Source organism: Flavobacterium sp. CSZ (genome assembly GCF_015350725.1).
Lineage (GTDB): Bacteria > Bacteroidota > Bacteroidia > Flavobacteriales > Flavobacteriaceae > Flavobacterium.
The window spans coordinates 80,243-106,577 of the sequence record NZ_JADKPQ010000004.1 but is presented as its reverse complement, the minus strand read 5'-3'; the positions used below and the strand labels follow the sequence as shown (position 1 = coordinate 106,577).

At 32.6% G+C, this 26,335-nt stretch carries 25 protein-coding genes; 24 read left to right on the top strand and 1 reads right to left on the bottom strand.

The genetic code is table 11. The features are described 5' to 3' along the window. Nucleotides 1-36: 36 nt before the first annotated feature. From IRZ78_RS06040 to IRZ78_RS05990, 11 genes are all read left to right on the top strand, one after another. Nucleotides 37-3,564 carry a hypothetical protein gene (locus IRZ78_RS06040; protein WP_194615668.1) on the top strand — a complete coding sequence of 1,176 codons (3,528 nt, stop codon included), beginning with the start codon at nt 37-39 and terminating at the stop codon, nt 3,562-3,564. Nucleotides 3,565-3,634: 70 nt separating this feature from the next. Next, on the top strand, nt 3,635-6,691 hold the full coding sequence (locus IRZ78_RS06035) for a pyocin knob domain-containing protein (RefSeq protein WP_194615667.1): 3,057 nt from the start codon (nt 3,635-3,637) through the stop codon (nt 6,689-6,691). Nucleotides 6,692-6,847: 156 nt separating this feature from the next. Beyond that, nucleotides 6,848-7,039 carry a hypothetical protein gene (locus tag IRZ78_RS06030; RefSeq protein WP_194615666.1) on the top strand — a complete coding sequence of 64 codons (192 nt, stop codon included), beginning with the start codon at nt 6,848-6,850 and terminating at the stop codon, nt 7,037-7,039. Between the two features lie 103 nt (nt 7,040-7,142). After that, a complete protein-coding gene (locus tag IRZ78_RS06025) occupies nt 7,143-9,311 on the top strand; it encodes a hypothetical protein (RefSeq protein ID WP_194615665.1) in 2,169 nt (722 codons plus the stop codon). Beyond that, nucleotides 9,311-10,621, top strand: coding sequence for a BspA family leucine-rich repeat surface protein (locus tag IRZ78_RS06020; RefSeq protein ID WP_194615664.1), 1,311 nt, complete (start codon nt 9,311-9,313; stop codon nt 10,619-10,621). Before IRZ78_RS06025 ends, IRZ78_RS06020 begins: the two co-directional genes overlap by 1 nt. A 414-nt stretch (nt 10,622-11,035) precedes the next feature. After that, nucleotides 11,036-11,230 carry a hypothetical protein gene (locus IRZ78_RS06015; RefSeq protein WP_194615663.1) on the top strand — a complete coding sequence of 65 codons (195 nt, stop codon included), beginning with the start codon at nt 11,036-11,038 and terminating at the stop codon, nt 11,228-11,230. A gap of 66 nt (nt 11,231-11,296) precedes the next feature. Beyond that, nucleotides 11,297-11,767: a hypothetical protein gene (locus IRZ78_RS06010; protein ID WP_194615662.1), complete on the top strand. Its 471-nt coding sequence runs from the start codon at nt 11,297-11,299 to the stop codon at nt 11,765-11,767. A gap of 21 nt (nt 11,768-11,788) precedes the next feature. Continuing rightward, a complete protein-coding gene (locus IRZ78_RS06005; protein ID WP_194615661.1) occupies nt 11,789-12,346 on the top strand; it encodes a DUF6046 domain-containing protein in 558 nt (185 codons plus the stop codon). Further along, nucleotides 12,339-13,640, top strand: a complete 1,302-nt coding sequence (locus IRZ78_RS06000) for a hypothetical protein (RefSeq protein ID WP_194615660.1) — start codon at nt 12,339-12,341, stop codon at nt 13,638-13,640. The genes IRZ78_RS06005 and IRZ78_RS06000 overlap by 8 nt, the downstream gene beginning before the upstream one ends. A 9-nt stretch (nt 13,641-13,649) precedes the next feature. Beyond that, nucleotides 13,650-14,663: a hypothetical protein gene (locus IRZ78_RS26095; protein ID WP_228520390.1), complete on the top strand. Its 1,014-nt coding sequence runs from the start codon at nt 13,650-13,652 to the stop codon at nt 14,661-14,663. A 6-nt stretch (nt 14,664-14,669) separates the two neighbouring features. After that, entirely contained in the window at nt 14,670-14,885 is a 216-nt protein-coding gene (locus IRZ78_RS05990; RefSeq protein ID WP_194615659.1) for a hypothetical protein, read from the top strand. An 86-nt stretch (nt 14,886-14,971) separates the two neighbouring features. Here the strand turns inward: IRZ78_RS05990 and IRZ78_RS05985 are convergent, their stop codons facing one another. Further along, nucleotides 14,972-15,772 (bottom strand): S24 family peptidase, encoded by an 801-nt coding sequence (locus IRZ78_RS05985; protein WP_194615658.1) that lies wholly within the window; start codon nt 15,770-15,772, stop codon nt 14,972-14,974. Nucleotides 15,773-16,055: 283 nt separating this feature from the next. Here IRZ78_RS05985 and IRZ78_RS05980 point away from each other — a divergent pair, with 283 nt between their 5' ends. The 13 genes from IRZ78_RS05980 to IRZ78_RS05920 all read left to right on the top strand — a co-directional run bounded on the left by IRZ78_RS05980 (nt 16,056) and on the right by IRZ78_RS05920 (nt 26,322). Beyond that, nucleotides 16,056-16,631, top strand: coding sequence for a hypothetical protein (locus IRZ78_RS05980; protein WP_194615657.1), 576 nt, complete (start codon nt 16,056-16,058; stop codon nt 16,629-16,631). 134 nt (nt 16,632-16,765) lie between these two features. Beyond that, the gene (locus IRZ78_RS05975) at nt 16,766-16,945 is read left to right on the top strand and encodes a hypothetical protein (protein ID WP_065450601.1); all 180 of its coding nucleotides are present in this window, start codon (nt 16,766-16,768) and stop codon (nt 16,943-16,945) included. A gap of 304 nt (nt 16,946-17,249) precedes the next feature. After that, the gene (locus IRZ78_RS05970; protein ID WP_194615656.1) at nt 17,250-18,407 is read left to right on the top strand and encodes a DUF2586 domain-containing protein; all 1,158 of its coding nucleotides are present in this window, start codon (nt 17,250-17,252) and stop codon (nt 18,405-18,407) included. Between the two features lie 138 nt (nt 18,408-18,545). Next, entirely contained in the window at nt 18,546-18,971 is a 426-nt protein-coding gene (locus tag IRZ78_RS05965) for a hypothetical protein (RefSeq protein ID WP_035684757.1), read from the top strand. Nucleotides 18,972-19,391: 420 nt separating this feature from the next. Then, nucleotides 19,392-19,736 carry a hypothetical protein gene (locus IRZ78_RS05960; RefSeq protein ID WP_194615655.1) on the top strand — a complete coding sequence of 115 codons (345 nt, stop codon included), beginning with the start codon at nt 19,392-19,394 and terminating at the stop codon, nt 19,734-19,736. Between the two features lie 36 nt (nt 19,737-19,772). Then, nucleotides 19,773-21,947, top strand: a complete 2,175-nt coding sequence (locus tag IRZ78_RS05955; protein ID WP_194615654.1) for a zincin-like metallopeptidase toxin domain-containing protein — start codon at nt 19,773-19,775, stop codon at nt 21,945-21,947. A 3-nt stretch (nt 21,948-21,950) separates the two neighbouring features. Then, nucleotides 21,951-22,262, top strand: coding sequence for a hypothetical protein (locus IRZ78_RS05950; RefSeq protein ID WP_194615653.1), 312 nt, complete (start codon nt 21,951-21,953; stop codon nt 22,260-22,262). Between the two features lie 715 nt (nt 22,263-22,977). Beyond that, nucleotides 22,978-23,460 (top strand): M15 family metallopeptidase, encoded by a 483-nt coding sequence (locus IRZ78_RS05945; protein WP_194615652.1) that lies wholly within the window; start codon nt 22,978-22,980, stop codon nt 23,458-23,460. Between the two features lie 2 nt (nt 23,461-23,462). Further along, nucleotides 23,463-23,954, top strand: a complete 492-nt coding sequence (locus tag IRZ78_RS05940; protein ID WP_228520388.1) for a hypothetical protein — start codon at nt 23,463-23,465, stop codon at nt 23,952-23,954. Next, nucleotides 23,941-24,273, top strand: coding sequence for a hypothetical protein (locus IRZ78_RS05935; RefSeq protein WP_194615651.1), 333 nt, complete (start codon nt 23,941-23,943; stop codon nt 24,271-24,273). The genes IRZ78_RS05940 and IRZ78_RS05935 overlap by 14 nt, the downstream gene beginning before the upstream one ends. Nucleotides 24,274-24,482: 209 nt before the next feature. Then, nucleotides 24,483-24,770, top strand: a complete 288-nt coding sequence (locus IRZ78_RS05930; RefSeq protein ID WP_194615650.1) for a hypothetical protein — start codon at nt 24,483-24,485, stop codon at nt 24,768-24,770. Further along, complete coding sequence (locus IRZ78_RS05925) at nt 24,757-25,059, top strand: hypothetical protein (protein WP_194615649.1); 303 nt, start codon at nt 24,757-24,759, stop codon at nt 25,057-25,059. Before IRZ78_RS05930 ends, IRZ78_RS05925 begins: the two co-directional genes overlap by 14 nt. A 186-nt stretch (nt 25,060-25,245) precedes the next feature. Next, nucleotides 25,246-26,322, top strand: a complete 1,077-nt coding sequence (locus IRZ78_RS05920) for a hypothetical protein (RefSeq protein WP_194615648.1) — start codon at nt 25,246-25,248, stop codon at nt 26,320-26,322. The last annotated feature ends 13 nt before the right edge of the window (nt 26,323-26,335 follow it).

Here is a 26,335-nt window from a genome sequence, read left to right as displayed (position 1 = left end):
AATTTAGCAAAATCTAAAACTACATAATAAAAAAATATGGCTTTACAAACATTAAATACCATAAAACAATGGTTTAAAACTGGTCTTAAACCATCACAACAACAATTTTGGGATACCTGGGATTCTTTCCGTCACAAATTTGAAAAAGTTCCCGTAAAAGATATTGAAGGAATTGACGAATTGCTTTTATCTAAGGCTGACAAAGTCGTTTTAGATAATCACCTCGCCAATAAAATTGCACATGCACCACAAGTAAATACGGATTGGAATAGTGAATCTGGTTTTAGTCAATTGTTTAATAAACCCGAATTTAAAACTATTAATGGGGAGCCATTGACAGGCGGTGGAGATATAGTTATTGAAGCAGGCGGAGCTCAGAATTTACAAACAACGTTAGGTAATGGTAATGAGACCACAAACAGTATAATCTTTAACGATGACTACTATAATTGGTTAAAAACAAGCATAGATTCCAGATCTATACGTTTAACCGATAGTAACTCAAATCTGTTAGCAGGTATTGATTCTGCTGGTGTTTTTACACATGATGATAGTCAACATGTTTCGATAAACCCTCAAGGTATATTTTTTAATCGGGATACTGCTGAATCATATTTACGAATTAATACATCTTCGACAGGCGTTAGCACGATAAATTTACCTGTAACTGAAGGTACAGAAATTACATTAGCTGCTAAAGAAGATTTTAAAACAATTAATGGAGAAGAGATAGTTGGAGAAGGAGATATTACTATTAGTTCAGCGATTCCAACATTAGATCAGGTCTTAAATTCAGACAATAAATCCCTTACTCAGCCAATTGTATTTTTAGACGAAGAATATAGTGCTACAATAGATTCTAAAAACTTATCAATTGATGGTCCACTCGGAGAAGGTATCCAATACAATGGAGATAACATAAACTGGAGTAAAGGAGAGAAAAATTTAAAATTACTTTTTGATGGAAAATCAGCAGGACAAAATACTTTTACTTTCCCTGAGATGCCAGATAGTAGTGCTCCTTATAAATTAGCTACAGATCAGGTAGTTTCAGCAACTCAATCAGGTATCGTTAATAATACGCCTTTACAAGAACTTGGAGGAGTTGATAAAATCATAAATCTTGTTAGAATAGGTAGAGGAGCAGGCGCAGTTAATAATAGCACAGCTTTAGGCTATACTGCATTATCTCTTAATACTACTGGCACAAATAATACAGCCATTGGAGCTTCAGTGTTAAGTAAAAATACTACAGGAATTGGTAATACAGGAGTTGGAGCACTCTCATTAAGAGAGAATGCAATAGGAACTTATAATACGGGATTGGGATATGGTGCATTAAGAACAAACATTGTCGGTTTTAATACAGCAGTAGGAGCATTTTCTCTATATAATTTTACAACAGGTTTAGGTTACAATACAGCTTTAGGTGTTCAAGCATTAGCAAAATTAACTACAGGAAATTCTAATACTGCAATAGGCTCAAATAGTTTAAATCTTGCAACTAATACAACATTTAATACAGCAGTCGGGTCAAACTCTCTTTATAATTTAACTACAGGAGGGAAAAATGTAGGAATAGGTAATGACGCTGGGTCAGCAATTACTACAGGAGAAAAAAACACAGCTCTTGGATATTTAGCTCTTGGAGGTGCAACAGTAACAAATACAGGAAGTAGTAATATAGCTATTGGGTACCAAGCGGGTAGAGATCTTACATCAGGATCAGCTAATATATTATTAGAAACTCAGGAAGGTGGAACTGTAAGCTCAGGAAGCAATAACATCGTAATAAATTCAGGAAAAAATAATGCAGGAATAAAGACAGGTAACTGTAATACAATCGTTGGAGGTATTACAGGATTACCTACAGATGCTTCAAACTTAGTTATATTGTCAGATGGTAGTGGAAATATCGCAATCAGAAAAGAAACTGATGGCAGATTATTAGCTCCGACATTAACAAATACTCTAATTGATTCAGGCGGTAATAAATCCTTAGTGACTAAAGAGTATTTAGACGCTCATTCAGGTGGAACAACTCCAACTTTAGATCAAGTGTTAGGTTCGGGAAATGAATCAACTGATAAATCTATAATGCTTACAGGGAGTGGTGGTAGATCTATGCAGTTAGACGTGTCTAATGCACTCGTAAATATGGAGGATTCGGAGGGTAAAATAGAATTGCAAGCCTCAAATACTTTTCCTTTAATTATGACAAATAAAACCACTGATAACGAAGTTAAAATAGGTTCAGATGTTATAATTAGCACAAGTACAGTAGATGGAGTTCCATACTCAAAACAACTAACTTTTAGTACAAACCCACTAGGTAATTACGAGGTAGTTTTACCTGCAAAAACTGGAACGGTAGCCTTAAGAAGCGATTTTAAAACAGTAAACGGAGAGTCTATTCTAGGAACTGGGAATGTTGAAATCGGTGGAGGCTCGCAAGATTTGCAACAAACCTTAGATAATGGTGCATCTTATACTTCTCTTGATACTTCATTAAATATAGACTTTAGATCAGAACCTTGGATTGAGAAAAAATCTACAACATTAGCTCCATATTTAGGATATCCTGTACAAACAGGACTTTTTAGTATGTCAGAAAATGGAGTTACTATGCAGTCAGAAGATGTTGGAATAACACAACCTGATGTTTATAAAAATGGAGCAATTGGAAGTACTAATGGAAACCCAACTATGTCAGTACAATTAAATAGATTAAATGAAGACGGGTCGATACTAGGTAGTAGTATGTCTATTTTAAGGTTTGAGGATAATACTAATTTATCGGGTACTGTTGCTTATGAAATACCAGCTAAAGTTAACGGGGATAATTTAACTTACAAATTAGCAACGACAGATGATATTACTTTGCAAAAACTAATAGATACAAATAAAAATACAGCCACTAAAGCAAGCAGTACAATATCTCTATTAGAAGGCGGAGAGAGTTTTGTAAGTAACCAATTTTTATTAGATAATGGAGTTTCAGGATCTGGACATAGATTTACCAGTATGCAACAATATCCAGATGTATTTACTGTAACTAATTCATATAATGATGGAGATAAACAAAGTATCTTAGAAATGAACTTATCTACTATCTCTTTGATGGTTAAAAGGGATATGTTATCAGGAACTCCCAAATCTACCAACCTTTCCTTTGCAGAACCTACAAGTCCTGGAGTTGAGATATTGATACCTGCTAAACCTTTAAGAGCCGAAGCTTACACTATAGCGACCTTAGATGATATATTACCTAAGATAAGCCGTATATCTGATGATTTTACTATACCTGATGGTTATGCTACTAGATTTATAACAGTTTTAGCAATAAATAAAACCATAACTCTACCAAATGTAACTGATTCGGTTGGGGCTATCTTTTATATAACAGGAAATCCGTTAGGAAATACTATCATAAATTGTAAAAACAGAAATTTGCAAATACTATATCAAGGTAATTTAGAAAGCGATTACGAAATACAAGCTAATGATGGGGTTACATTAATAAATGACGGAACTAACTATATAGTTACAAGTAAATATCCATGATAATCATAATTTAACTAAAAACTAATTAGTACTGAATTTAGCAAAATCTAAAACTACATAATAAAAAAATATGGCTTTACAAACATTAAATACCATAAAACAATGGTTTAAAACTGGTCTTAAACCATCACAACAACAATTTTGGGATACCTGGGATTCTTTCCGTCACAAATTTGAAAAAGTTCCCGTAAAAGATATTGAAGGAATTGACGAATTGCTTTTATCTAAGGCTGACAAAGTCGTTTTAGATAATCACCTCGCCAATAAAATTGCACATGCACCACAAGTAAATACGGATTGGAATAGTGAATCTGGTTTTAGTCAATTGTTTAATAAACCCGAATTTAAAACTATTAATGGGGAGCCATTGACAGGCGGTGGAGATATAGTTATTGAAGCAGGCGGAGCTCAGAATTTACAAACAACGTTAGGTAATGGTAATGAGACCACAAACAGTATAATCTTTAACGATGACTACTATAATTGGTTAAAAACAAGCATAGATTCCAGATCTATACGTTTAACCGATAGTAACTCAAATCTGTTAGCAGGTATTGATTCTGCTGGTGTTTTTACACATGATGATAGTCAACATGTTTCGATAAACCCTCAAGGTATATTTTTTAATCGGGATACTGCTGAATCATATTTACGAATTAATACATCTTCGACAGGCGTTAGCACGATAAATTTACCTGTAACTGAAGGTACAGAAATTACATTAGCTGCTAAAGAAGATTTTAAAACAATTAATGGAGAAGAGATAGTTGGAGAAGGAGATATTACTATTAGTTCAGCAATTCCTACATTAGATCAGGTATTAAATTCAGACAATAAATCCCTTACTCAGCCAATTGTATTTTTAAATGAAGAATATAGTGCTACAATAGATTCTAAAAACTTATCCATTGATGGTCCGCTCGAAGAAGTTATTCAGTACAATGGTGATAACATCAACTGGAGTAAAGCAGATAAAAATTTAAAATTAATTTTTGATAGAGAATCTACAGGACAAAATGTTTTTAGTTTTCCAGAAATGCCAGATAGCAGTACTCCATATAAATTAGCTACAGATCAGGTAGTTTCAGCAACTCAATCAGGCATAGTTGATAATACACCTTTACAAGAGTTAGGAGGAGAAGATAAACTAATTAATGGTATAAGAGTTGGAGCAGGTAATTTACAAGTTGTTACTAATACAGTTTTTGGAAATAATTCTTTAGGAAGCACGATAACCGGAGGAACTAACAATACAGCTATTGGCAGAAGTGTTATGCCTTTAGCCACATCTGCACCTGCTAATACAGGAATTGGGTCATTCGCTCTAAATGCATTAACAACAGGATCTTCAAATGTTGGAATTGGTGCATCATCACTAAGAACAATTACTACTGGATCATTCAATATGGGTGTTGGTAATTCAGCGTTAGGAAAATTAACAACTCAATCATTCAATACAGCAGTAGGAGCAAATGCAGGTGGAAGTGTTACAGGTGGTAAAAATACATCAATTGGATATTTAGCTAATGGTTCTACAAGCGAAACTGCTACAGGAGAATTTAATATTTCATTAGGCTATCAAGCAAATAAAGATCTTACTTCAGGTTCTAATAATGTAACAATTCAAAGCGTAAATAGTGGTTCAGAGTTAACTAGTGGTAATTATAATCTTATAGTTAAGCAAGGGAATGTTAGGCCAGGTATTGTTACTGGAAATAATAATACTATAATAGGTAATGTTACAGGACTTAATTCTGATGATTCTAACTTAGCCATCATATCTGATGGTAATGGAAATATTGCAATTAGAAAAGAAGCTGATAACAGATTGCTTGCTCCTACATTAACGAATGCTTTAATTGATTCAGGAGGAGCTAAATCTTTAGTAACTAAAGAGTATTTAGATGCTCATTCAGAAGGTAGTTCTCAAAACTTAGATGAAATATTAGATAATGGGAATATTGCTATTGGTAAGTTCATTAGATTGAATGAAGATCCTAATTTACAAACAAATTCTGTAGATATAAAATTCGACAAAACAGTATATAGAGACAAGCAACAAGGAACTCCATCTACCGAATATGATAAAAACTCTATAACTAAATTTGATGTTGTATTACAGGATGTTATAAGTGACTTTGATTTTAGCGTAGGAGTTGGTAATTTCAAATTGCCTGTAAAAACAAAAGGATCAGATTATACTTTAGCTACTACAGACGATATTACAGGAGGGTCTCAAAATTTACAACAAACTATTGACAACGGAGGTATTGCGATAGTAGGTAACCAATTGGAAGGTAACAAAATTTCTTATGTAGCTATAACGGATGAAAATATAATATTAAATAATAACATAGTCGATTTAGATATTTCTTCTGGGATAACAATGGGTAATGGGACTGGTTTAAAACTTGGGTATTCTAAACCTTCATTAGGTTTTACTACTATAGTAGAATTTGAAGAACCCACAAAAGGTAACAGTCTGTTATTTCCTGATAAGTCTGGAACATTAGCAACTACATCAGATTTCAAAACTATCAACGGACAATCAATAGTAGGTACTGGAGACATATCCGTATATGACGACAATGTATTACATAAAACCGGTAACGAGTTTAAAGAGGGCGACCTTAATATAACTGGTAATCTGGGTATAACTGGTAATATAGAAATAACTGATATGGATACCTTTCCTCGTCCGCCAGAGACCAATATAATTCTTAATAAAAATGGAGATCTTAAAGCTACAAATTTTATAGGAAGGTCAATAACTTCGTTCACAGGGCAATTTCATAGTAATGTTACTATAGGAACAGCAGGATATAACGGAAGTAAACTAGAGGTAAATGGAACTATCTCAACTAACGGAATCAACGTAGCCGCAGCATTGACAGAATCATCAGATGCCATATTCAACAACACGCCTGTTGGCTCGCAGAGGACAATAGCAGGTAATACCATCCAAATAGCAGGAGCTACCGGTGATTACTTTTTAGAAACATTCAGATATAATATTTCTGATTACGGAATGCAGAGAATTACATTCACATCTACTGCTTCAGCTGGCAGATTTTTTATACGAACAGTAACAGCCGGAGTTTGGTCTGCATGGATTGAAAAACAATAATGAACATGTTAGATTAAATAACCCTATAAGTATTATGACACTACAATTTAGCTTCTACTTCAGTCATTATATTATGATTGAGGTAGAAAGCATTAACTAGTTGGGTCACTTTACACAATATTTAATAACAAAAGAAACAACCCAAAATCAAAAATTATGAATAAATCAAAAATTACAGTAATCTTAAGTCTTTTAATTGTTTTAACGGGCTTAGTTGACACAAAATTCGATCTTTTACAAGATGCAGGATTATCATTGGTAACCATCAACAGAATCAAATTAATTGGTTTGGTTTTGTCAGCAGTATTGTCAAGCATTACTTCGTTATTTTCAACAGAAGAAAGATAAAAAAATCCAAAAAGCAGGAATAAAAAAGATCTCAAAATCAGAGAAAATCTTTACCAACATTTAAAAAAGTTGATTTTTTAAAATCTATAACTAAATAAAAAACATGGCTTTACAAACATTAAATACCATAAAACAATGGTTTAAAACCGGTCTTAAACCAACACAAACTCAATTTTGGGACACTTGGGATTCCTTCCGACACAAATTTGAAAAAGTTCCAGTAAAAGATGTCGAGGGAATCGACGAATTACTTTTATCTAAGGCAGACAAAACAATTTTAGATAATCACTTAGCTGATAAAAATGCTCATGCACCGCAAATAAATACTGACTGGAATAGCGAATCTGGTTTTAGTCAATTACTTAATAAACCCGAATTTAAAACTATTAATGGGGAACCAATAGTAGGAACTGGCGATATAACATTAGACGTTGAGGGTTTAACTTTTGAACAAGTTTTGTCAAATGGGAATGAAACAACTCAAACTGCTTTATTTAAAAGTTATGCTGATAATGATGTTTACACAAACACTATTAATGGACGGAATATTGAAATGACGCAATCAAGCACCGTCACTAGAGGTGAAAATAAAACAGCATCTTTAACCTTAAATAGCGAACTAATTGATTTTGTCAATTCAAGCACAGGAGAAACTACAGCCTTATTTGCTCAAGGTGTTGGATTTGGTAACTTAAATTCAAATCATTTTTCTACTTTAGAAATGAATCCAGCTACCACAGCAAACTATTCAACTGTTTTAATGCCTGCAATAACAACAGAAGAAGAAACAAAAACTTTAGCAACGTTAGATGATATACCGAAAGTAAATCCTCAAAGTTTAGAAGAAACATTACGTGCAGGTAATAATTCAGGCGGAGAAATAAGATTACATGACACGGGAGCTACTTTTAGATTAAGTCAAATTAGACCAGATTACGGTGAAAATTATGATCTTGGCAGATTTGGGACTCTTCCTTCTCAGGGAGTTGCGAACACAGGATATTTAATGTTAGGTAAAGAGTTTGGTCCTGATGTTTATCAGACTTCAATATTACCTAATTCTGAAACTACTGCAAATACTGAATTATTTTTACCTAAAGGCGATGGAACAGCTAAAACATTGGCCACTACAGATGAACTAAACAACCCTGTTTCAGCAAATCAATCAGGTATAGTTGATAATACTTCCTTACAAGAGTTAGGAGGAGCCGATAAACTTATAAATGGAATTAGAATAGGCAAGGGAAATAATAGTACTGGAGCTACTAATACTGCCTTAGGATCAAACACTTTAATGAATGCTACAACATCTATTCAAAATACAGCAATAGGCAGATCTGCATTAGCTTTGAATACAACTGGCAGTTATAATACAGGGGTTGGATCTATTACACTTGCGAACCTAACTACAGGAACCCAAAATGTAGGTATAGGTGGGGCAGCTCTAAGATATTTAACCACCGGAAGTTATAATTTAGGTATTGGCACAAATGCTTTAGTAAATAATTTAACTGGAACTGGAAATGTTGCTGTCGGAACAGCAGCAGCAGCAGGAGCCTTAGGTAATTATAATACATCATTAGGATGGTTAAGTGGGTCTAGTGTTACAACTATTGGTACAGGCGATTACAATATCACAATTGGATTTCAATCAGGGTTTAATTTAACAACCGGAGCAGGGAATGTATTAATAGGAACCCCCTTTTCAAATGCAGATCTTAATTATACTACAGGAAATAATAATATTTCAATTAATACTGGTCAAAGAAATAATGGTATAACTACAGGAAGTGGTAATACAATAATAGGTGGAGTTCAAGGATTGAATCAAGATGATTCTAACTTAGCAATATTTGCTAATGGAATCGGACATATTGCAATCAGAAAAGAAGCTGATAACAGATTGCTTGCTCCTACTTTAACAAATGCTCTAATTGATTCAGGAGGGAATAAATCCTTAATTACAAAAGAGTATTTAGAAGAAAAGGCTCAAATAAAAGACAAACAAATCATTATAAGTGGAGATATAGATATTCAGGAAAATTGGAATGGCCAAACTATTATTTTTAAAAGTAGTGGTATCGTAAGAATGCCTATTATCAAAACAGAAGAATTTTCATTTAATGCAATCACACTAGAAGGTGTAAATCTAACCTGGCAATGGGCAAATCAGATTGAATGGGTATTTGGAGAACCTGAAATTACTCCCGAGAAAAAGTATTTCAACCTGACTAAATTAGGAAATACCAACCAAATAATACTAAGTGTATAATGGGGATAAAAAAATATGTTTTTGGAAAACGAGAATCAGAAAAAGAATTTGTTTCAACATGGAAAACTGATAATATTTCAACAGGATCAAGCGCAGAAAATCAGATAAAATTACCCCTTCAAAATGGAGGGGTATATAATTTCATTGTAGACTGGGGTGACGGAACAAAAGATACAATAACATCCTGGAATCAATCACAAGTTACTCATACCTATAGTTTAGCAGGTATTTATAAAATAAATATAACAGGTATTTGTTATAATTGGGCTTTCTTAAACACTGGTGATAGATTAAAGCTTTTAAATATATTAAGTTGGGGAAATCTTAGATTAGGAAATCGTGGGTATTACTTTCAAGGTTGTTCTAATTTAGATTTATCAAAAGTTAGTGATATTTTAGATACAACTGTATTAACTAATATGGAAGGCGCATTTTATCTATGTACTAATCTAACTACAGTCAATCGGATGAATGAATGGAATTTTTCAAAAATTACAAACACATCATTCATATTTTATGGAGCATCTCAATTCAATCAAGCGATTAGGAATTGGAACACTTCACAAGTGACAAATATGAACCTTTCATTTTTTAATGCAAAAAAGTTTAATCAAAATATCGGATCATGGGATACTTCGAATGTTACAACAATGACAGGTATGTTTCAATCAGCAGATGCGTTTAACCAAAATATTAGTTCTTGGAATGTTTCAAAAGTTACTAATATGTCAAATCTTTTTTTTTTAGCTTATTCATTTAATAATGGGGGTAATCCTGATATAAATAACTGGATTACATCTTCTGTAACCAATATGGGAAATATGTTTTTTGGAACAAATACATTTAATCAGCCTATTGGGAATTGGGACGTTTCAAAAGTTACATTAATGAACGCAATGTTTCAAGGCGCATTGATATTCAATCAAGATATTAGCTCTTGGGACGTTTCAAATGTAACTAACATGGCTCAAATGTTTCAAGCTACATCTTTTAATCAACAAATTGGAAATTGGGATGTTTCAAGAGTCACATTAATGAATGGTATGTTTGTTACAAATAATTCATTTAACCAAAATATAGGAAATTGGAATATTTTGAATGTTACAAACATGACTAATTTTATGGGAAGTAAAATAGGTTTATCGGCAACAAATTTAGATGCAATTTATAATGGTTGGAGTTCAAAACCTGTTAAACCAAATTTAAACATAAGTTTCGGGACAGCGAAACATACTGCTAATTCAACAATAGGAAAAATGATTTTACAAAACTCTCCCTATAATTGGACAATAACAGATGGAGGAATTTAGAATGATAAAAAGCAAAAGAATTTCTGGTAATAGGAAATAAAAACTTTATATCAAAAAAAAATCTTTCACATAAATTAACAAAACACACTCAGAATCATTAGAGGAAACAAATTTCTAAATCATCCTGAGTGTGTTTTATTATTGTGTAAAATGCGACAATTAAAAAACCACAAATAAATAAAATACAAACACTTACGCCAATATATTTTCCACTGAAACTACAGAAAACCACCCTCAAATTATTCGTTTTCTAACCTCTTCTACCCTACTTTTATATACTCTAATAACAACTATTAGCATCCCCGAACAGATATAATATTACACTTTATTCTCAGATTTTTTTTGGAGAATAGATACCTCATCTGTACACCATACTTTCAACATTCATATTAACAATTAAATATTCAACCAATCATGGATTATACACCAAAAGATTTAGGCGAAAAACCTAAAACACCCGACATGAGTAATTTCAAAAATCCTTTGGGACAAACCACAGAAGGAAACATTTTTATAGAGAGTTTTACTATTACGCCTTTAACCGTATCTGGAAAAAATGAAAATCTGTCAGAAATTATTAAAAAAGAAAGCCGCGATAGTAATATTTAAAAATCATAAAGCTTCTTAAATCAATTCCAGATCACAGTAAAAGACAACATCTCTAAAACCATAAAAATGCCAGACGAAACAACGATACAAAAATTAAAAGAAAAATACGGTACCGTATTAAAACTTACTTCAGAGGATCAACTGACAACTGTTTACTGCAAAAAACCATCATTCACTACATTCCTAAATTATCAAAATAAATACAAGGACAATCCGCACGAAGCAATCTTATTTTTATTTCAGGAATGTGTCCTGGATCAGGAAAATTATGATGACGAATTTATGCTTTCGGCAGGAAATTCTATTATAGCCATGATTAAAAATGATAGCGAATTTTCAATCGATGCCACACCACAAAAAGACGAATTCAAAAAATCGGCTGCGCTTATTCGATATGCTTTTCAGGTAGATCCGTATCAATTATCAATGGATGAGTTTTATAAGTTACTTGAAGAGGCCCTTTGGTTACAAAAACACAATGAAAAAAGACTCGAGAACACCATCATGACAGCCTTTGCACAAACATTTTCAAATTAAAAAATAAAAAAATAAATCATTATGAAATTCAATTTTAATGTAAACGAAATTTTAGATGCCAAAGATCCTGAATATACCGGCATTAACTATAACGAATCAGAATCGAAAGATTTTATTATAGATAAAACCGGTGGCGAATTTAATCTAAGAGTCTTTGCTCCTTTGGTTTTTGAACCCCTGGTAAAAAAAGATCTTAATCTGGCCAGCTTACGAATTGATGCCGTTACTGTCAATCTAAGTCGTTCAAAAACAATTAAAAAAGAAGGAATCGAAGGACGAGATTCCACTATCAAAGAACATATTACAAATGGTGATTTTAGTATTTCTATAGATGGATTAATTGCTAATGAAACCGGGGACGAATACCCAAAAGAAAAACTTTTTTTACTGAAACAATTCTTAAATGCCCCTTATGCTCTAAGAGTAACGCATGCTATTTTAAACCGATTTGGTATTTACGAATTAGTGATCGACTCCTACTCTATCCCATCAATTTCGGGAACAAAAAACATTCAAAAATTTACGGCCAGCGCCACATCAGACGAAACTGTAGAACTAATAATTAGAGACAATGCTTAAACTAAATGCTAAAATTAGGGTTTACGAAACAGTAAAACTTATCCCTATGCCTAAATTTTATGAATTTACTTATGTCAAAAATGTAGACATAAGCAGTTCGTACAAATCGCTTACCGATACGGCTACTATTGTAATGCCTCAAAAAGTGTATACAGATACAAAAGGATTTGATCAAAACTTGTTTAAAAATGCAAATGGTGAAGAAAAAACGATTCACGACTTTTTTAAACTCGAAAATTTCATAGAGATCTTTTTAGGTTATGATGACGATTACAAACCCGCTTTTAGAGGTTACATTACAGGAGTACAATCAGATACAAATGCTACCATAACCTGCGAAGATGCGATGTATGCTTTTAAAAAAGTAAAAGCCGTAAAAGATGATGATGTTCAGGATAAAAATGACGTCCTGAATGTTGTATCAACCAATCCAACCACAAATGTTGAAAGATTTAACCCTAAAACTTTCTTCGAAAAAAGAATCAAAGAATTGAATTTACCTTTTAAAGTAAATGCTCTCGATGAAGAATTGGGTAATGTAATGATCAACAGAAACCAAAGCTTGGCCCAGGTTTTCGAGATGCTAAAAGACAAAGGAATCTATACGTATTTTAAAACCGAAGAGGTGGCTCCTGTACTTACTATTACTAATAATCCGCAGCAGCATACTACAGCCGAATTAGCCGGTTTTATTGATCGAAATTTCATTAAAAGTCCGTTAGCCGGCGCATTGGTCAAAAAATTAATCAATCAGGGACTTAGTCTTTTAAGTTCGAAGTTGAATAGAGTCGTACAGTCTGTTTCGGGAGGTTTTCTGGGGAAAGTTCGTTTTAGATTTCGTTATAATATTATTGAAGATCAATTAAAAGTCGTTACCGAATCTACCAAAAATACGCGCACACGAGTCGAAAAATATTTTAAAAATTCGAACACTCCAATTTATATTGAATTAGGCGATCCAAACGGGCAACTAATAAAAACCCATGTTTTGCATGACGATAAAGAGGATTTACCCAATGATCCTGAGGCGTTTGAAAACGCATCAACAAAAGTTGCTGCCCAATTGTATCAATATGCTGCTTTACGAGCCATGCAATCTAAACCAAGCGGACTCGAAGGCTATTTCCTGACTTTTGGTGAACCATTCGTAAGACCTACAGACAAGGTAATTCTGGAAAATGCCAAGGATAAAGAAAAAAACGGAACTTTTCAGGTCGAAAAAGTAGAACGAAACTATGGCAAAAATGGCTACAGACAAAAAATTTATATAGGACGAAGAGTAGAAACAGTATAAAAATACAAAATGGGAAATATAACAGATCTAATAAAAGATGTCGCCAGTAAAAATCAAATTATTGAAACTTTTGCGGCAAAAGTCATCGAAATAAATAATGAAATAGAATCATTTCACAATCCGGAAGATGCTTACACGGTAAACATCATGCGTGCCGATGGCGCGATTATCAAAAACGTACGATTGAAAGCTTCAATCCTAGATGTTGAACAGGGAATTATTACCATTCCAAAAAAAGACAGCTGGGTTTTGGTTACCATTATTGACGGAGTAGAAACACGAGCGTTTGTTTCCCAGTTTTCTGAAATCGAACGTACTTTTATTCGCTTTAAAAATGATGAGAACCAATATCTTGAAATAAATAGTGAAGCAGATAAATTTCAAATGCTGTTCAAAGAAAAAGAAGCCAGCCAAAGTGGTACATCATCAACTGCAAAGCCTACTTATAAAAATATTGCACAAATAGAATTTAGCGGCAAAAATGATTCAAATATTACTACATCTTTTTATGATGAAAATGGCAAAGAAATTTCGAAGAATATCTTTAATGGAAATCAACAACAAACTATTTTAAGTACTATTAATGGTGACAATGCTAAAGAACGAGTAAAATTTACGCTTTCTTCAGGAGAAAATCCAAATGCACAAATGCAGTTTTTAGATAAAGAGGGGGCTGAGAAACAAAAATTAACTTTTGACGAACTACACACCGAAATTAATTTTAACAAAGGAAATTCAATTTTTAATTTAAAAGATAAAGAAGCCAAAATTACCATTAAAGACGGTTTCGAAGCTACAATTTCAGATACAAAAACTTCATTTAAGAAAGATAAGTTAACTTTTGAAATGGATAATAAATTTAAAATTGATGCAGAGGGAAAAAATTTATTGACTGAATTAAATGGATTGATTGATGAAATAGTCAAAATCACAGTTCCTACACCCGTTGGCCCATCCGGTCCTCCAATGAACTCAACTCAAATTGCAGGAATAAAAGAAAAGTTAGCAGAACTATTAAAATAATAAATTATGGCTTTAAATAAATCAGCTTTACAAGGATCAATAAAAGCTCTTTTGAGCGAAGAGAAAGGAAAAAAAGACAATGCTTCGTCTATCGATAACATTGCAGAAAAACTAGCGTCTGCCATCGAAGCATTTGTAAAATCCGGAACTGTAACTACCACAGTAACTACAACTGGTAGCGCTGCAGCACAAACCGGAACCGGGACAGGAAGTATTTCCTAATAAATTTAATTATTATAAAAAAAACACCTCTTACAGCTTTACTGTATGAGGTGTGTTTTTTTATAAAAACGTCAACTCCAGAAATATTAATTCAGTTTCTTCCTCAAAGTCTCTTCCATTTCATAAAATTTACTTTCGAGATCATGAATCTTTTCATAAATATTAATAGGATCCGGCATTTGTTTAGAAGCATACATACTCGCGTACCAAACTTCCAGAATATCCTCGGCATAAATAGAATACATTGGGTAATTTCCGTCTCTGTTGTCGGATTTCAGGATTAACTTTCCGCTTTCCCTTATTCTGTTTAAAACCCTTTTTACCACTACTCCATCATTCTTACTAATGATAACATAAATTCTTCCGTCAAGAATATCATCAAAATTATCAACGTATTTTCCAAAAAGATAATCGCCGTCATGTATGGTGGTCGACATCGAGTTACCTTTTATTTCAAAACATCGGTAAGTTCCATTCTTTAGCATTGGCATACTAAATGACGGAAGACTTTCCATATATTCCGGATCAGCATAACCGTCCAGATATCCCGCTCTTGCTTTTACCCCAACAAAATTGATATTCTCCTCGCCTTCTTCATTTACCGTGATAATCTTTGGTAAATGTAAACCAACTTCACTATTTGTTTTATCAGCAAAAATTTCATCACTATTTCCAAAAAAATAGTCCGGATTTACATTACAATGTGTGATAATGCTTTGTAACAAATCAAATCCAGGCTTTGTCCTTTTTCTTTCTCCATCGGCCTGCAATCTTCCAATAGTGATACTATCTATTGTAGTACTGGTTACCCCTATTAACTTAGCAAATGAGTTATTATTTAACTTCATTTCATCTATAATACGTTTTATCTTAGTATGTATTTCCATGTTGTGTTGCATTTGTTTTGTTATGTAATATGTTTTAATAAGCATTACACATTCCACTATATGTTGCAAAACTAAAAAATATATAACAAATATTAGCATTCTTTTCTATTTTTCTTACGTAACATCTGAATTTAAAGCATTTTAAAGGCTTTTTCTTACTGTATTACTCTAATAGTCAATATAAAAAACTAAATCATATTACTGAAATTACTGCATTTCTCATCGTAATATGTTGCAATAATCAAAACATATGTTGTATATTTGTCAAAAAACAATCCACCATATGATTCTAAAAGACTTTTATACCGAAAAAAAGAACGCAATAGAAACCGAGTTCACTTCTAATGCGCCAACAGTGCAACTTTATAGTGATGCCATTTTTAAAGATTCTATCGAAACACTGGTAGTAATGTTTAAATACGATACTATAGACTGGGAAACATCTTCTAAAAAAAATTACAAGGCAGATGTATCATTTTGTCTGTATATCATATTACCTGTAGAAACTATTTCTTCGACCAGTTATGCAAATGCTTTTGATATTGCACAGCGAATAGACAAAGCCATATTATCTAATAGTAACAGTAATGCTGAAATAGATACTAATTCAACATTTAAAATAAGAGAAAAACAATGCACAAATGAACACACGTACTGGAATAAAAACGATTATTTTATTTGGGAGATAACTTATAAAACAACCTTAATAGAAAATATCTTAAAAAAGAAATACATCCTTTTTAATAATGGTTTAAGTAATGAAGAATTGGAAGATTTAGGATATGACCTAAACTCTGGAATAATAGGAATAAACCCCAATCAGGTTCAGGGAAATATCGATTTAAATACTGCTCCTTAATCTGATTATAAGTCAGTCAAAAATATTCTCATTAAATAAAAAACAATCAAAAACTGTTCAATGACATAAAACTATAAACACAATCGACGCCAATCTAAATAAAATAAAACATTACCCTATTTAAACCTTAAAACATGAAAAGAAGCAGAACACTATTAGATAAAAGGAGAGAGTATGTGATTAACTACCTTAATAGAAATCAAGCTAAACAAATGAAAGTTGTAGTATCTGAACTTTCGGATACTTTGTTCCTTACAGAGCGCACCATTTATACCATTATAAATGAAGGACTCGCTACAGAGGCCAGAGCTTAAAGCACTGAAACTACTGGTTTTGAACATCGAAAAAATTGGAAAAAGCATCCTTGAGCCTTAAATTTGTACCCGATATCAAAAGCAAATTTATCTTCTGGCCAGAAGCAAAATTCAATTGAAAAAGCCGCTTTTATAAATCGTCCAAAAATACCAATCTACTTTTTGGATTCCAGATTACGAATACCATTTTTAGACATTAAACAATCAATAATAGCAAGCTTAGGCAACTTGTTACAGTCCTTTTTTTGCCTTTTTTCAGGCAAAAAAACAAAACCAATTTTAAACTTTTAAAACAATTTATATTATGAGTACATTAAACGATGTAGTAATTAACAAACTATCAGGCGGATTAGGAAGAAGAACTCCAGAACAGGACATGGTTTCAGGGTTACTTTTTGATGGTGCCGAAACTGCAAAATTAGCATTAAACAAAATTGAGCGTTTGTCTTCGTTAGAAGATGCTGAAGCCTTAGGCATTACAGCTGATTATGATACTAAAGTACAATCTGTTTACTATCAAATCCAGCAATTTTTCAGAATGAACCCTTCAGGTGATTTGTACATTATGAAAACAGCAGCTACTTCTTACGAAGAAATTGTTGAAAAAGCCATGGACATGCAGGAAAAAGCAAACGGAAACATTCGCCAAATGGCCATTATTTATTCCGGAGTAACAACATTTGCACAAACGCAAGCCGCAGTTTTAAAAGCTCAAACACAAGCCGATCTTGCTTATAAAGATTACATGCCTTTTGAAATTATTATCGAAGGAAAAGGATTTACTGTTGATGCACCATCTTTAGACGGATCAGATGCAGAAAACGTATCTGTAGTTGTCGCTATGGATGTTGACAAAGCAAAAGATTATCCAAACTCAGCAGCAGTAGGATTGGCATTAGGTGCAATTTCTAAAGCTAAAGTATCTGAAAATATTGCCTGGATTGAAAAATTCAACCTGACTGGTGAAGGTTTCGCAAAAGCTGGTTTTGTAGGCGGAGAGGAAATTAAAACTCTTGGAACTCTAAGCGACTTAAACGAAAAAAGATTCATTTTTGCAAGAACTCATACTGGTTTACCGGGTGTTTATTTTAATGACAGTGCTACTTGTACTACAGGCACATCAGACTTTGCTTATGTAGAAAACAACCGTACTATCAATAAAGCCACTCGTTTGTTACGTACCGCTTTATTACCAAAATTGGCTTCTCCGGTTTTAGTAGATATCGATGGTAAATTACCACAATCAGTTTCAAAAAGCTTTGAAGGACTATGCAGATCTGCTTTAGAAGGAATGGTTGCCAATCAGGAAGTTTCTGCTTTTGATGTATATGTAGATCCAAAACAAAACATTTTGGCAACTTCAGAATTAAAAGTAAAAGCAGAAATTACTCCTATTGGAACTGCCCGTAAAATTATGGTCGATTTAGGATTCAAAAATCCTTTCGGAATCGACAAAGCATAATTTATCGAATTCGTTATAATTCACAAACAATAAAAATTCACCATTCCTATCGCCATAATTCAATTGTTATAAAGGCAAACAAATAAAAGTGATAGCTACTGAACGTTATCAGGAAAATAAAAACAAATCAAGCGACATATGAATAAATTACCATTAATAAACGGACAACAACACAGCTGGTCATCTATCGAAGTAAGTATTGCAGGTAACATCGTTACCGGAATTACAGCTGTAAACTATAGTGACTCAGTATCTAAAGAAAACCATTACGGTGCCGGAGATATGCCAGTACACAGAGGTAGAGGGAAATACGAGGCAAAAGCTTCTATCACTTTATACAATTACGAAGTAGAAGCGATTTTGGCCGCTTTACCAAAAGGACAAAGATTGCAAGATATTAATCCTTTCAGCATCATTGTAAGTTATCTGGATGACAGTAACGAAGTAATCACACACACAGTGAGAAACTGCGAATTCAACTCAAACAGTAGAGGAATCAGCCAGGGAGATACTAAAATTGCGGTATCTTTTGACTTGATCTGTTCTCACGTTGAATGGAATTAATCATCCCGATAAATTCCTAACATTATAATCCCCTTCCCTGTCTTTTAAAACCGACTGAAAAGAGAAAACCAATATCAAATGCGTTATGCAAAAAAGGAGTTCAAGAAACTTGATTTTTGCCAGCAAACTTATTATACAAGCTCTATATTAGTCCGCTTTAAGCGGGGAATCTTCTTCAAGAGGCTGCCTCGAGATTATTCAACCCCAAAAAAATAACTCAGGCAGTCTCTTTTTTTTAATCCGCATCTCTTACTAATTCAATTTTTAATAACAACAGAACGTCAACAGCTATTACAACTGAGGATAAAACTTTTACATGTGTCTTCCACTGCTTTGCGATTGCAATAGAATAAACATAAGTGACACCACTTAATCAGATATCAATTTACTCTATCATAAAAACAATAAAAGAATTTTAAAATGGAAAAAGAAAACTCAAAAAACATCGATGTTCTTGACGGAAACATTACTCAGGCTCAACTCAACCAATGGAAATACAAACACAAAAAAGTAGTAAAACTGACCATTGCAGATGACGACGAAACCACCCTGTTTGCCTATTTCAAAAAACCGGATATGAGTATTCGTTCTGCTGTATTACAAGCTTCAAAAATGGACGAGTTTAAAGCGCTCGAAGTATTATTCAAAAACTGTTATTTGGGTGGCAATGCCAAAATCGAACAAGAAGACGATTTACGTCTCAATATTACCACAGCATTCTCAGATCATATTCAGCCGAAACCTGTTAAAGTAGAAATACTATAGCAAACACCTTTTTTGCCCTTCATAAAAACTATCCTAATGATTATTAAAAACCATACTATAGAACTAAAAGATACCAGCGCTTCTGAAATAGCCAGGTTCAGGCAAATGATGCTTAGCATATGGCGTCAGCAGATTGAGGATGATAAAAACTCTGACAAGATGCTAAAGTATGTTGAAAGCTCCAATAACTACAGTAATATTAAATTTGTATCAGTATACGAAGTTATAGAATGCATTAAAAGAAAAATTGGTGTTGTTTATCCTAATACCTCTTTTAGCAAACTTATCGATGGTCCAATTAACAGTACACCTGAAAAATTAGGAATTATAAATTATAATGATAGCCAGGGAGCACAAAAACAAGGTGGAATATCTTTAGAATGGAATACTTTTAACGGAATAAATCTAATAGCCAAAACTTTCAAACCTTCTATTGAGATTGGAAAATATCACACCGATTTTTCTTTAACCATTTTCGACAATAATTTAAAAGAAATTGCTTTCAAATTTATAGTTCAGGATTTTGATCTTTATATAGCACTTTTTGATTTGTTGGGAGTTGTAATTACCAGCGATGCCCAAATAATTATTAATTTATATCTTAAAAAGATAAAAGAAGCCAATAATAATCCAAGCAAATTAGATGTTATTTATGAATCGCTTCCCCGAACTTTATTTGGCAAAATGGATGATCAGGAATTGTATGAACATCTTGAAATCCTTTTAAGTGATGTATCATACTTAGAAGTTATTGCTCCTACAGATTTAGACACAAACGAAGATAAGGCCATTTTACAAATTCTTTATGCAATAAGCGACAGACAAGTGCTATATCTCAAACTTCGCTATAGTGATTTATTATATAGAATATACAATAAACTTCATGGCGAAGAAGTACAAGATTTACTTCGTTTTTTAACTCGTTTGGTAGCCGAATTTGATACTTCAAAACCATCGGATATTGTATACTTTGATAACAGTTATTATCTATTTAGAGATACGCATATAAAAACAGATTGGTCTGGAGGCGAAATTTTGATAAATAATTACAGAAATGAAACCCAAACAATTATAACATATGATAAAACATATGTTCCTATGGAACTTGATAGTAATATGGGTAGTTCGCCAATTGAAAAAGTAAACATTTTAAAACAATACTTAAACAGATCATTTAATCCGTTAGCAAAATTAAATTTTGGGACAAAACTGGGAGATTTGGGCGAACAAATAGGCGATGAAAATACGTTTGTTATTGCCTTAAAACTTCACAATATGGCTACAAAACAATCTAACTGGGATTTGTTTAATAAGGCTACAGATTTATTGAGCTTACTATCTGCTGTTGGTGCATTGCGTATTGTGCTGGCAAAAGGAGCCCCAATGGCAGCAAGAGCACTTGCTGGGGTTGTTTTGGCAAAAGACGCTGCTCACTACGCTATGTTAAGCAACGGTACTCTAGAAAAATGGCACGAAAACGGTTATGACTGGTTAGCCAACCTCTGGATTGCTTTTAGTGTAACAGCAGATCTTGCTTCTTTTGGATTACCTAATTTATCTAAAATCGCAAGAGAAGGAAATGCTGCAGCGGAATTGGCAGAAACAGCAAAAGATGCGAAAGAAACAAGAAAAGTTATTGAGGAAGCAAACAGAATTGTTGAAGCAGAAACTTGTATGGACGTTTCTAAAATGTCTAAAGAAGAGTTCGAAGACTTTTTTGATTACTTATCCAAATGGGAAGGCAAACCAATAAGAGGAAAAAGGTACTTAGGTGCTAAAAAATTATCAAAAAAAGAATTAAATGCATATATTCGAAAAATAAATGAAATGTCAAATGGAAAATCAAAATTAATTATACTTCCTGTAGGTGATAAATTTTTGGAAGGAAACAAGGCAGCATTCCATCCATTTTCCGGTAACCTATATGTTGAAAAAGGCTTAACAGAATTTGAAATTTTTCATGAATTTAAGCATTTCGAAGAATTTAAAAAAATAGGATTAGCTAAATATCTAGAAGGTGCATTAGATATTACCGGAGATCACGCATTAAATGCTATTAGAACTTATAAGCGAGAAAAATATGTGTTTGATAAAATTATGGAAAGCAAAGCTATATTCAACGACGCACAAATAGAAGATGCTCAAAATTACATGAACAAAGTAATCAAAAACTGTGAAGCCAATAATGTTGACATAACAAAAATAAAATAAATAATGAATACAAAAGAACAAATAACTGAAAAATTTAAAAACTGGTTAAAAAAAACAAAAGTTATTTCATTTGACGAACGTATTGGTTTTAATTGTTGGGATAAAGAATTAACAAAATTAAGAGATGGAAAAACACTTAAGGAGATCTATATAGTATCTTTTAGTACTGAAAGTAAGGTCGGATATGACGAAAATGGTGAAATGAATTTTTTTGTTGACGGAATGCTCTGTTTTGCCTATTTTGATGCAGAAACATTAGAATTGCTTTACATACAAAAAAAAGCAGGATACATAGAAGTTGATGGCTCTTATTAATCAAGCATTTAATTTCTGATATAATTATTAATACAAAAGAACAAATAATTGAAAACTTAAAAATTGGTTAAAAAAACAAAGTAGTCTCTTACGATGATTGTATTGGTCTGGATTGCGGAGACAAGGAATTAGCAGTGTTAAGAGATGGAAAAACAAAAGAAGTTTATGTAGTATCTTTTAAAACAAAAAGTACTAATATAGAGTATGATGAAAATGGTAAGATTATATCATTTTTTGAAGGAATGTATTGTTTTGCATATTTCGATGCAGAGACATTGAAATTACTTTATATACACAAAAAAGCAGAATATATCGAAGTTGATGGTTCTTATTAATATCTACTAAAAATTCAGTTTCAATTCATTACAAACCCGTTTTTCCATTCGAGAGAAGCGGGTTATTTTTTTGCACTTTACCCTATCTTTTTAGCCATAAAAAACGCAAAAACATCTACTGAAACTACTGACTTACAACTCCATATTATTTTTCAAACACGCTATTTCGGCGTATTTTTACAGTGTTATTAAAACGTGTTTCACTTCTTAAATGTGATCACAAAAAGGAACTTTTCAAACTTTATTTACAAGTTTTTCTTAACCGTAAATAAATCCTTAAACACAAATAATTTTATCGCAGCATAAAAATCCTGATTGTCGTCAAACTATCAGGAAAGGCTTTTTATTCACAAAATTTTAAATCTTTAATACACACAAATATGGATCAAACAACAAAAAAACACATTGATTTGCTGCATCCTTCGGTTAGGGAAGAAGTTACTAAAATCATAGAGGAATGCGATCTGGCATTAACCGGACGAGCTAAAGTTCGCATTACGCAAAGTCTCAGAACTTTTCAGGAACAAGAAGATCTTTATGCTTTTGGCAGAACAAAACCAGGAAAAAAAGTAACGAATGCAAAAGGCGGACAATCTATTCACAATTATGGCTTTGCGGTAGATATCTGTTTAATTATTGATGGAAAAACGGCTTCCTGGGACACAGCTAAAGACTGGGATGGCAACCAAATTTCGGACTGGCAGGAATGTGTCGAAATCTTCAAGAAATACAATTGGAACTGGGGCGGAGACTGGAAAACCTTTAAAGATCTTCCGCACTTTGATAAAAAAGGATACAGCGACTGGAAAGTGCTCAGTAAACTAAAACGTGACAGAAAAAACTATGTAATCTTATACAAATAATCATGATGAAACATTTAAAATTAAAACAGCTGCTATTTTTTATTGCGATCTCTTTTGCAATTTCCTCCTGCAACTCTACAAGAACCGCTCTGTTCGACCAATATTCATACGAAAAAACCATAAAACTCAAAGTAGAAACTGATCAATTAATTAGTAAGGCCACTACTCCCTATTCTGCTAACCAGGAAGAAATTGAAAAATTATTTCTCAACCTTGAAAAATTGGTCGAATATGAAAAAAACAAACCCAACAACGAAATCACTTTCGAAATGCTGAAAATGCTAAATGATAAAGACAAAAATCTTTTAGCAGGTTTCTTTAAGCATTGGGAAACAAAAGGAGTTGCATCAAAATCTTTTTTACAGGAATCAAAAAAACAAATTTTAGAAGCTTTTGATTTACTTCTTCAATATGAAATCAAAAAAGACAAACAATCAAAAGAGGCACTTTTAGATTTAATAAACCTTAATACACCAACTTATGGACAAAGATAAAATAATAGAAAACTTAAAAAAGGAATTAAAAGCGATCATAGCCAACAGTTATAAGGATATCAAACCTCAGTTGGAAAAAGATCTTACTGTTTTTTTTCAAACCTCAAAAGAAAAACTGGAACGCTGGATTGTTCTTTTTTCCGCTGGTGATTTAACCGAAGAAGAATTTGAATGGCTTTTAAAAAGTCAATTAGATTTAACTGTATTACAGGCATTACAAACAGCAGGAATATCAAAAATAAAACTGAATACCATTAAAAACAACATTATAAAAATGATTATTCAAATTATTACCAGCCTTATAATTCCTAAAGTTTAAAAATATTTTTTTAACAAAAAGAACATTAAAAAAGTCAAGTTCTAAAGGCTTTCAAACTTACTGAAACTACTGATTACTAAGCCTCAAAATCTTGATAAAAGAGTTAGCAAAGCTTATTTTTACGGTATCAAATAAACATCTTCTTTTGGGTATGGCGCGCAGATTCAAAGGTGATAATCAATTAATAACACAATAAATAATAACGACATATGAAAGATTTTATCATAGATGAAGACTTGTTGATTATAAATGGAGATTTCGCCATAAAAGAGGCAGATCAGCAAAACATAGAACATCTATTGTTAAGCCAGAAAGGAAGTTATAAAGAGTTTCCTATTCTTGGAGTGGGAATAAAAAAATACATTAACAGCCCGGATGCAACCTCCAGGCTAAGACTAGAAAACGAAATAGACAAACAATTATCGTATGACAATTTTTATGTAAAAACATTAGATGTCAACGATCTACAAAACATTAAAATCGATGGAAACTATTAAACCACAGGAAAACCAAAACATTTTTGACATCTCTTTGCAAGAGTACGGAAGTATCGAAAAAGTATTCGATATTCTGGAAGACAATGATCAATTTAATCTTACAGATGACATTTCTGTTTATGAGGATTTAAAAATTGGCCGTGAAGCCTTTAAAAAAGACATTGTTGAGTACTACAATTCAAGAAACTTAAAACCCGCAACTTCTATTACAGATGAAGAACAATATTTGCTGGACAATTTCTCCGGAATTGATTATATGATTATTGAAGATGATTTTATCATTTATTAGTCAATAACTTAAATTATGATGATCTAAAACATCCAAATTTAAGAATATTAAAAAATTTCAATCTCTGCTTTTAGAAATCTCTAAAAGAAAACTACATCTCTGTAGTATTTACAAAAAAACATAAACAATTATCTATAAGCATATTACACATGTCTTACAGGCTAAACTATATTAAAAAATTAAAATATGGCACGTACAATTGCTGAAATACAGGATGAAATCCTGATTGAAAAGGGGAAACAAACCTCTCTAAACGGCTTAACAGATTCAAAAGCTGCGATTTGGAAACTTTGGATCAACATAGTTGCAACTGCAATTTGGGTACACGAAAAAATAGTCGAAAAAAACGCCCTGATATCAAGACCTCACACGCTAAACTGGTATCGCGAACAGGCTTTGAACTTTCATTACGGGATACCTATAGATCCGGATTCGAGCAACATAATACCCCTAATCTGGAAAGAAGGTTCTTATCAATTTGATACCACAAAACTTTCTGATACCGAAATCGAAAATGCTAAAATAATCAAACATTGTGCAGTAAGCGAAATTGATTTAGGGACAGTACTAGATCCCAACAAAAAACCGGAAGAAATATTCTCTGACTATTTTCATAATAAAGTTGGGGTTGTTTTTATAAAAGTAGCCACTGTAAAAGATGATAAAATTTCAAGAATCGACGTTCCTAACGAGCTTTTTGCTTTTAAAGAATATATCGCCAAGATCAAAGATGCAGGAAATCAGGTACACATCACATCTGATCAGGGCGATATTCTACAATTAAAATTGAATGTTTACATCGATCCATTGACTATTTACATTGACCCAAAAGACATTGAATATTATCAGTTAAAAAGTTTAAGCAGAGATTTAACAACCCAGGAAAAAATAAAATTAGCGGAATACGAATTAGCATTATTAACAGATCCTTTAAATGAAAAAAATGGTTCATTAATAATAGATGATCAGGAATTTCCTGTAATAAACTCGATTAGAGAACATTTGAAAAACATTGAATTCAATGGTGCCTTTGTCAAAACATATCTGGTAGATGCCGTTCAAAAAGCAGAAGGGGTTAAAATTCCTATCCTGACCAAGGTTCAGACTTCTGTAGCAAAAAATCCAAATGACACACAGAACCCTGCGCTTACTGATGCTACCAACATAGAATATTTTATTCCAAAAGCCGGTTATTTTGACATGGATACCCTTGAGTTTGAGGTAAACTATATTCCTTATACATTTTACCGAGATAAACAATAGACTAAAATATATA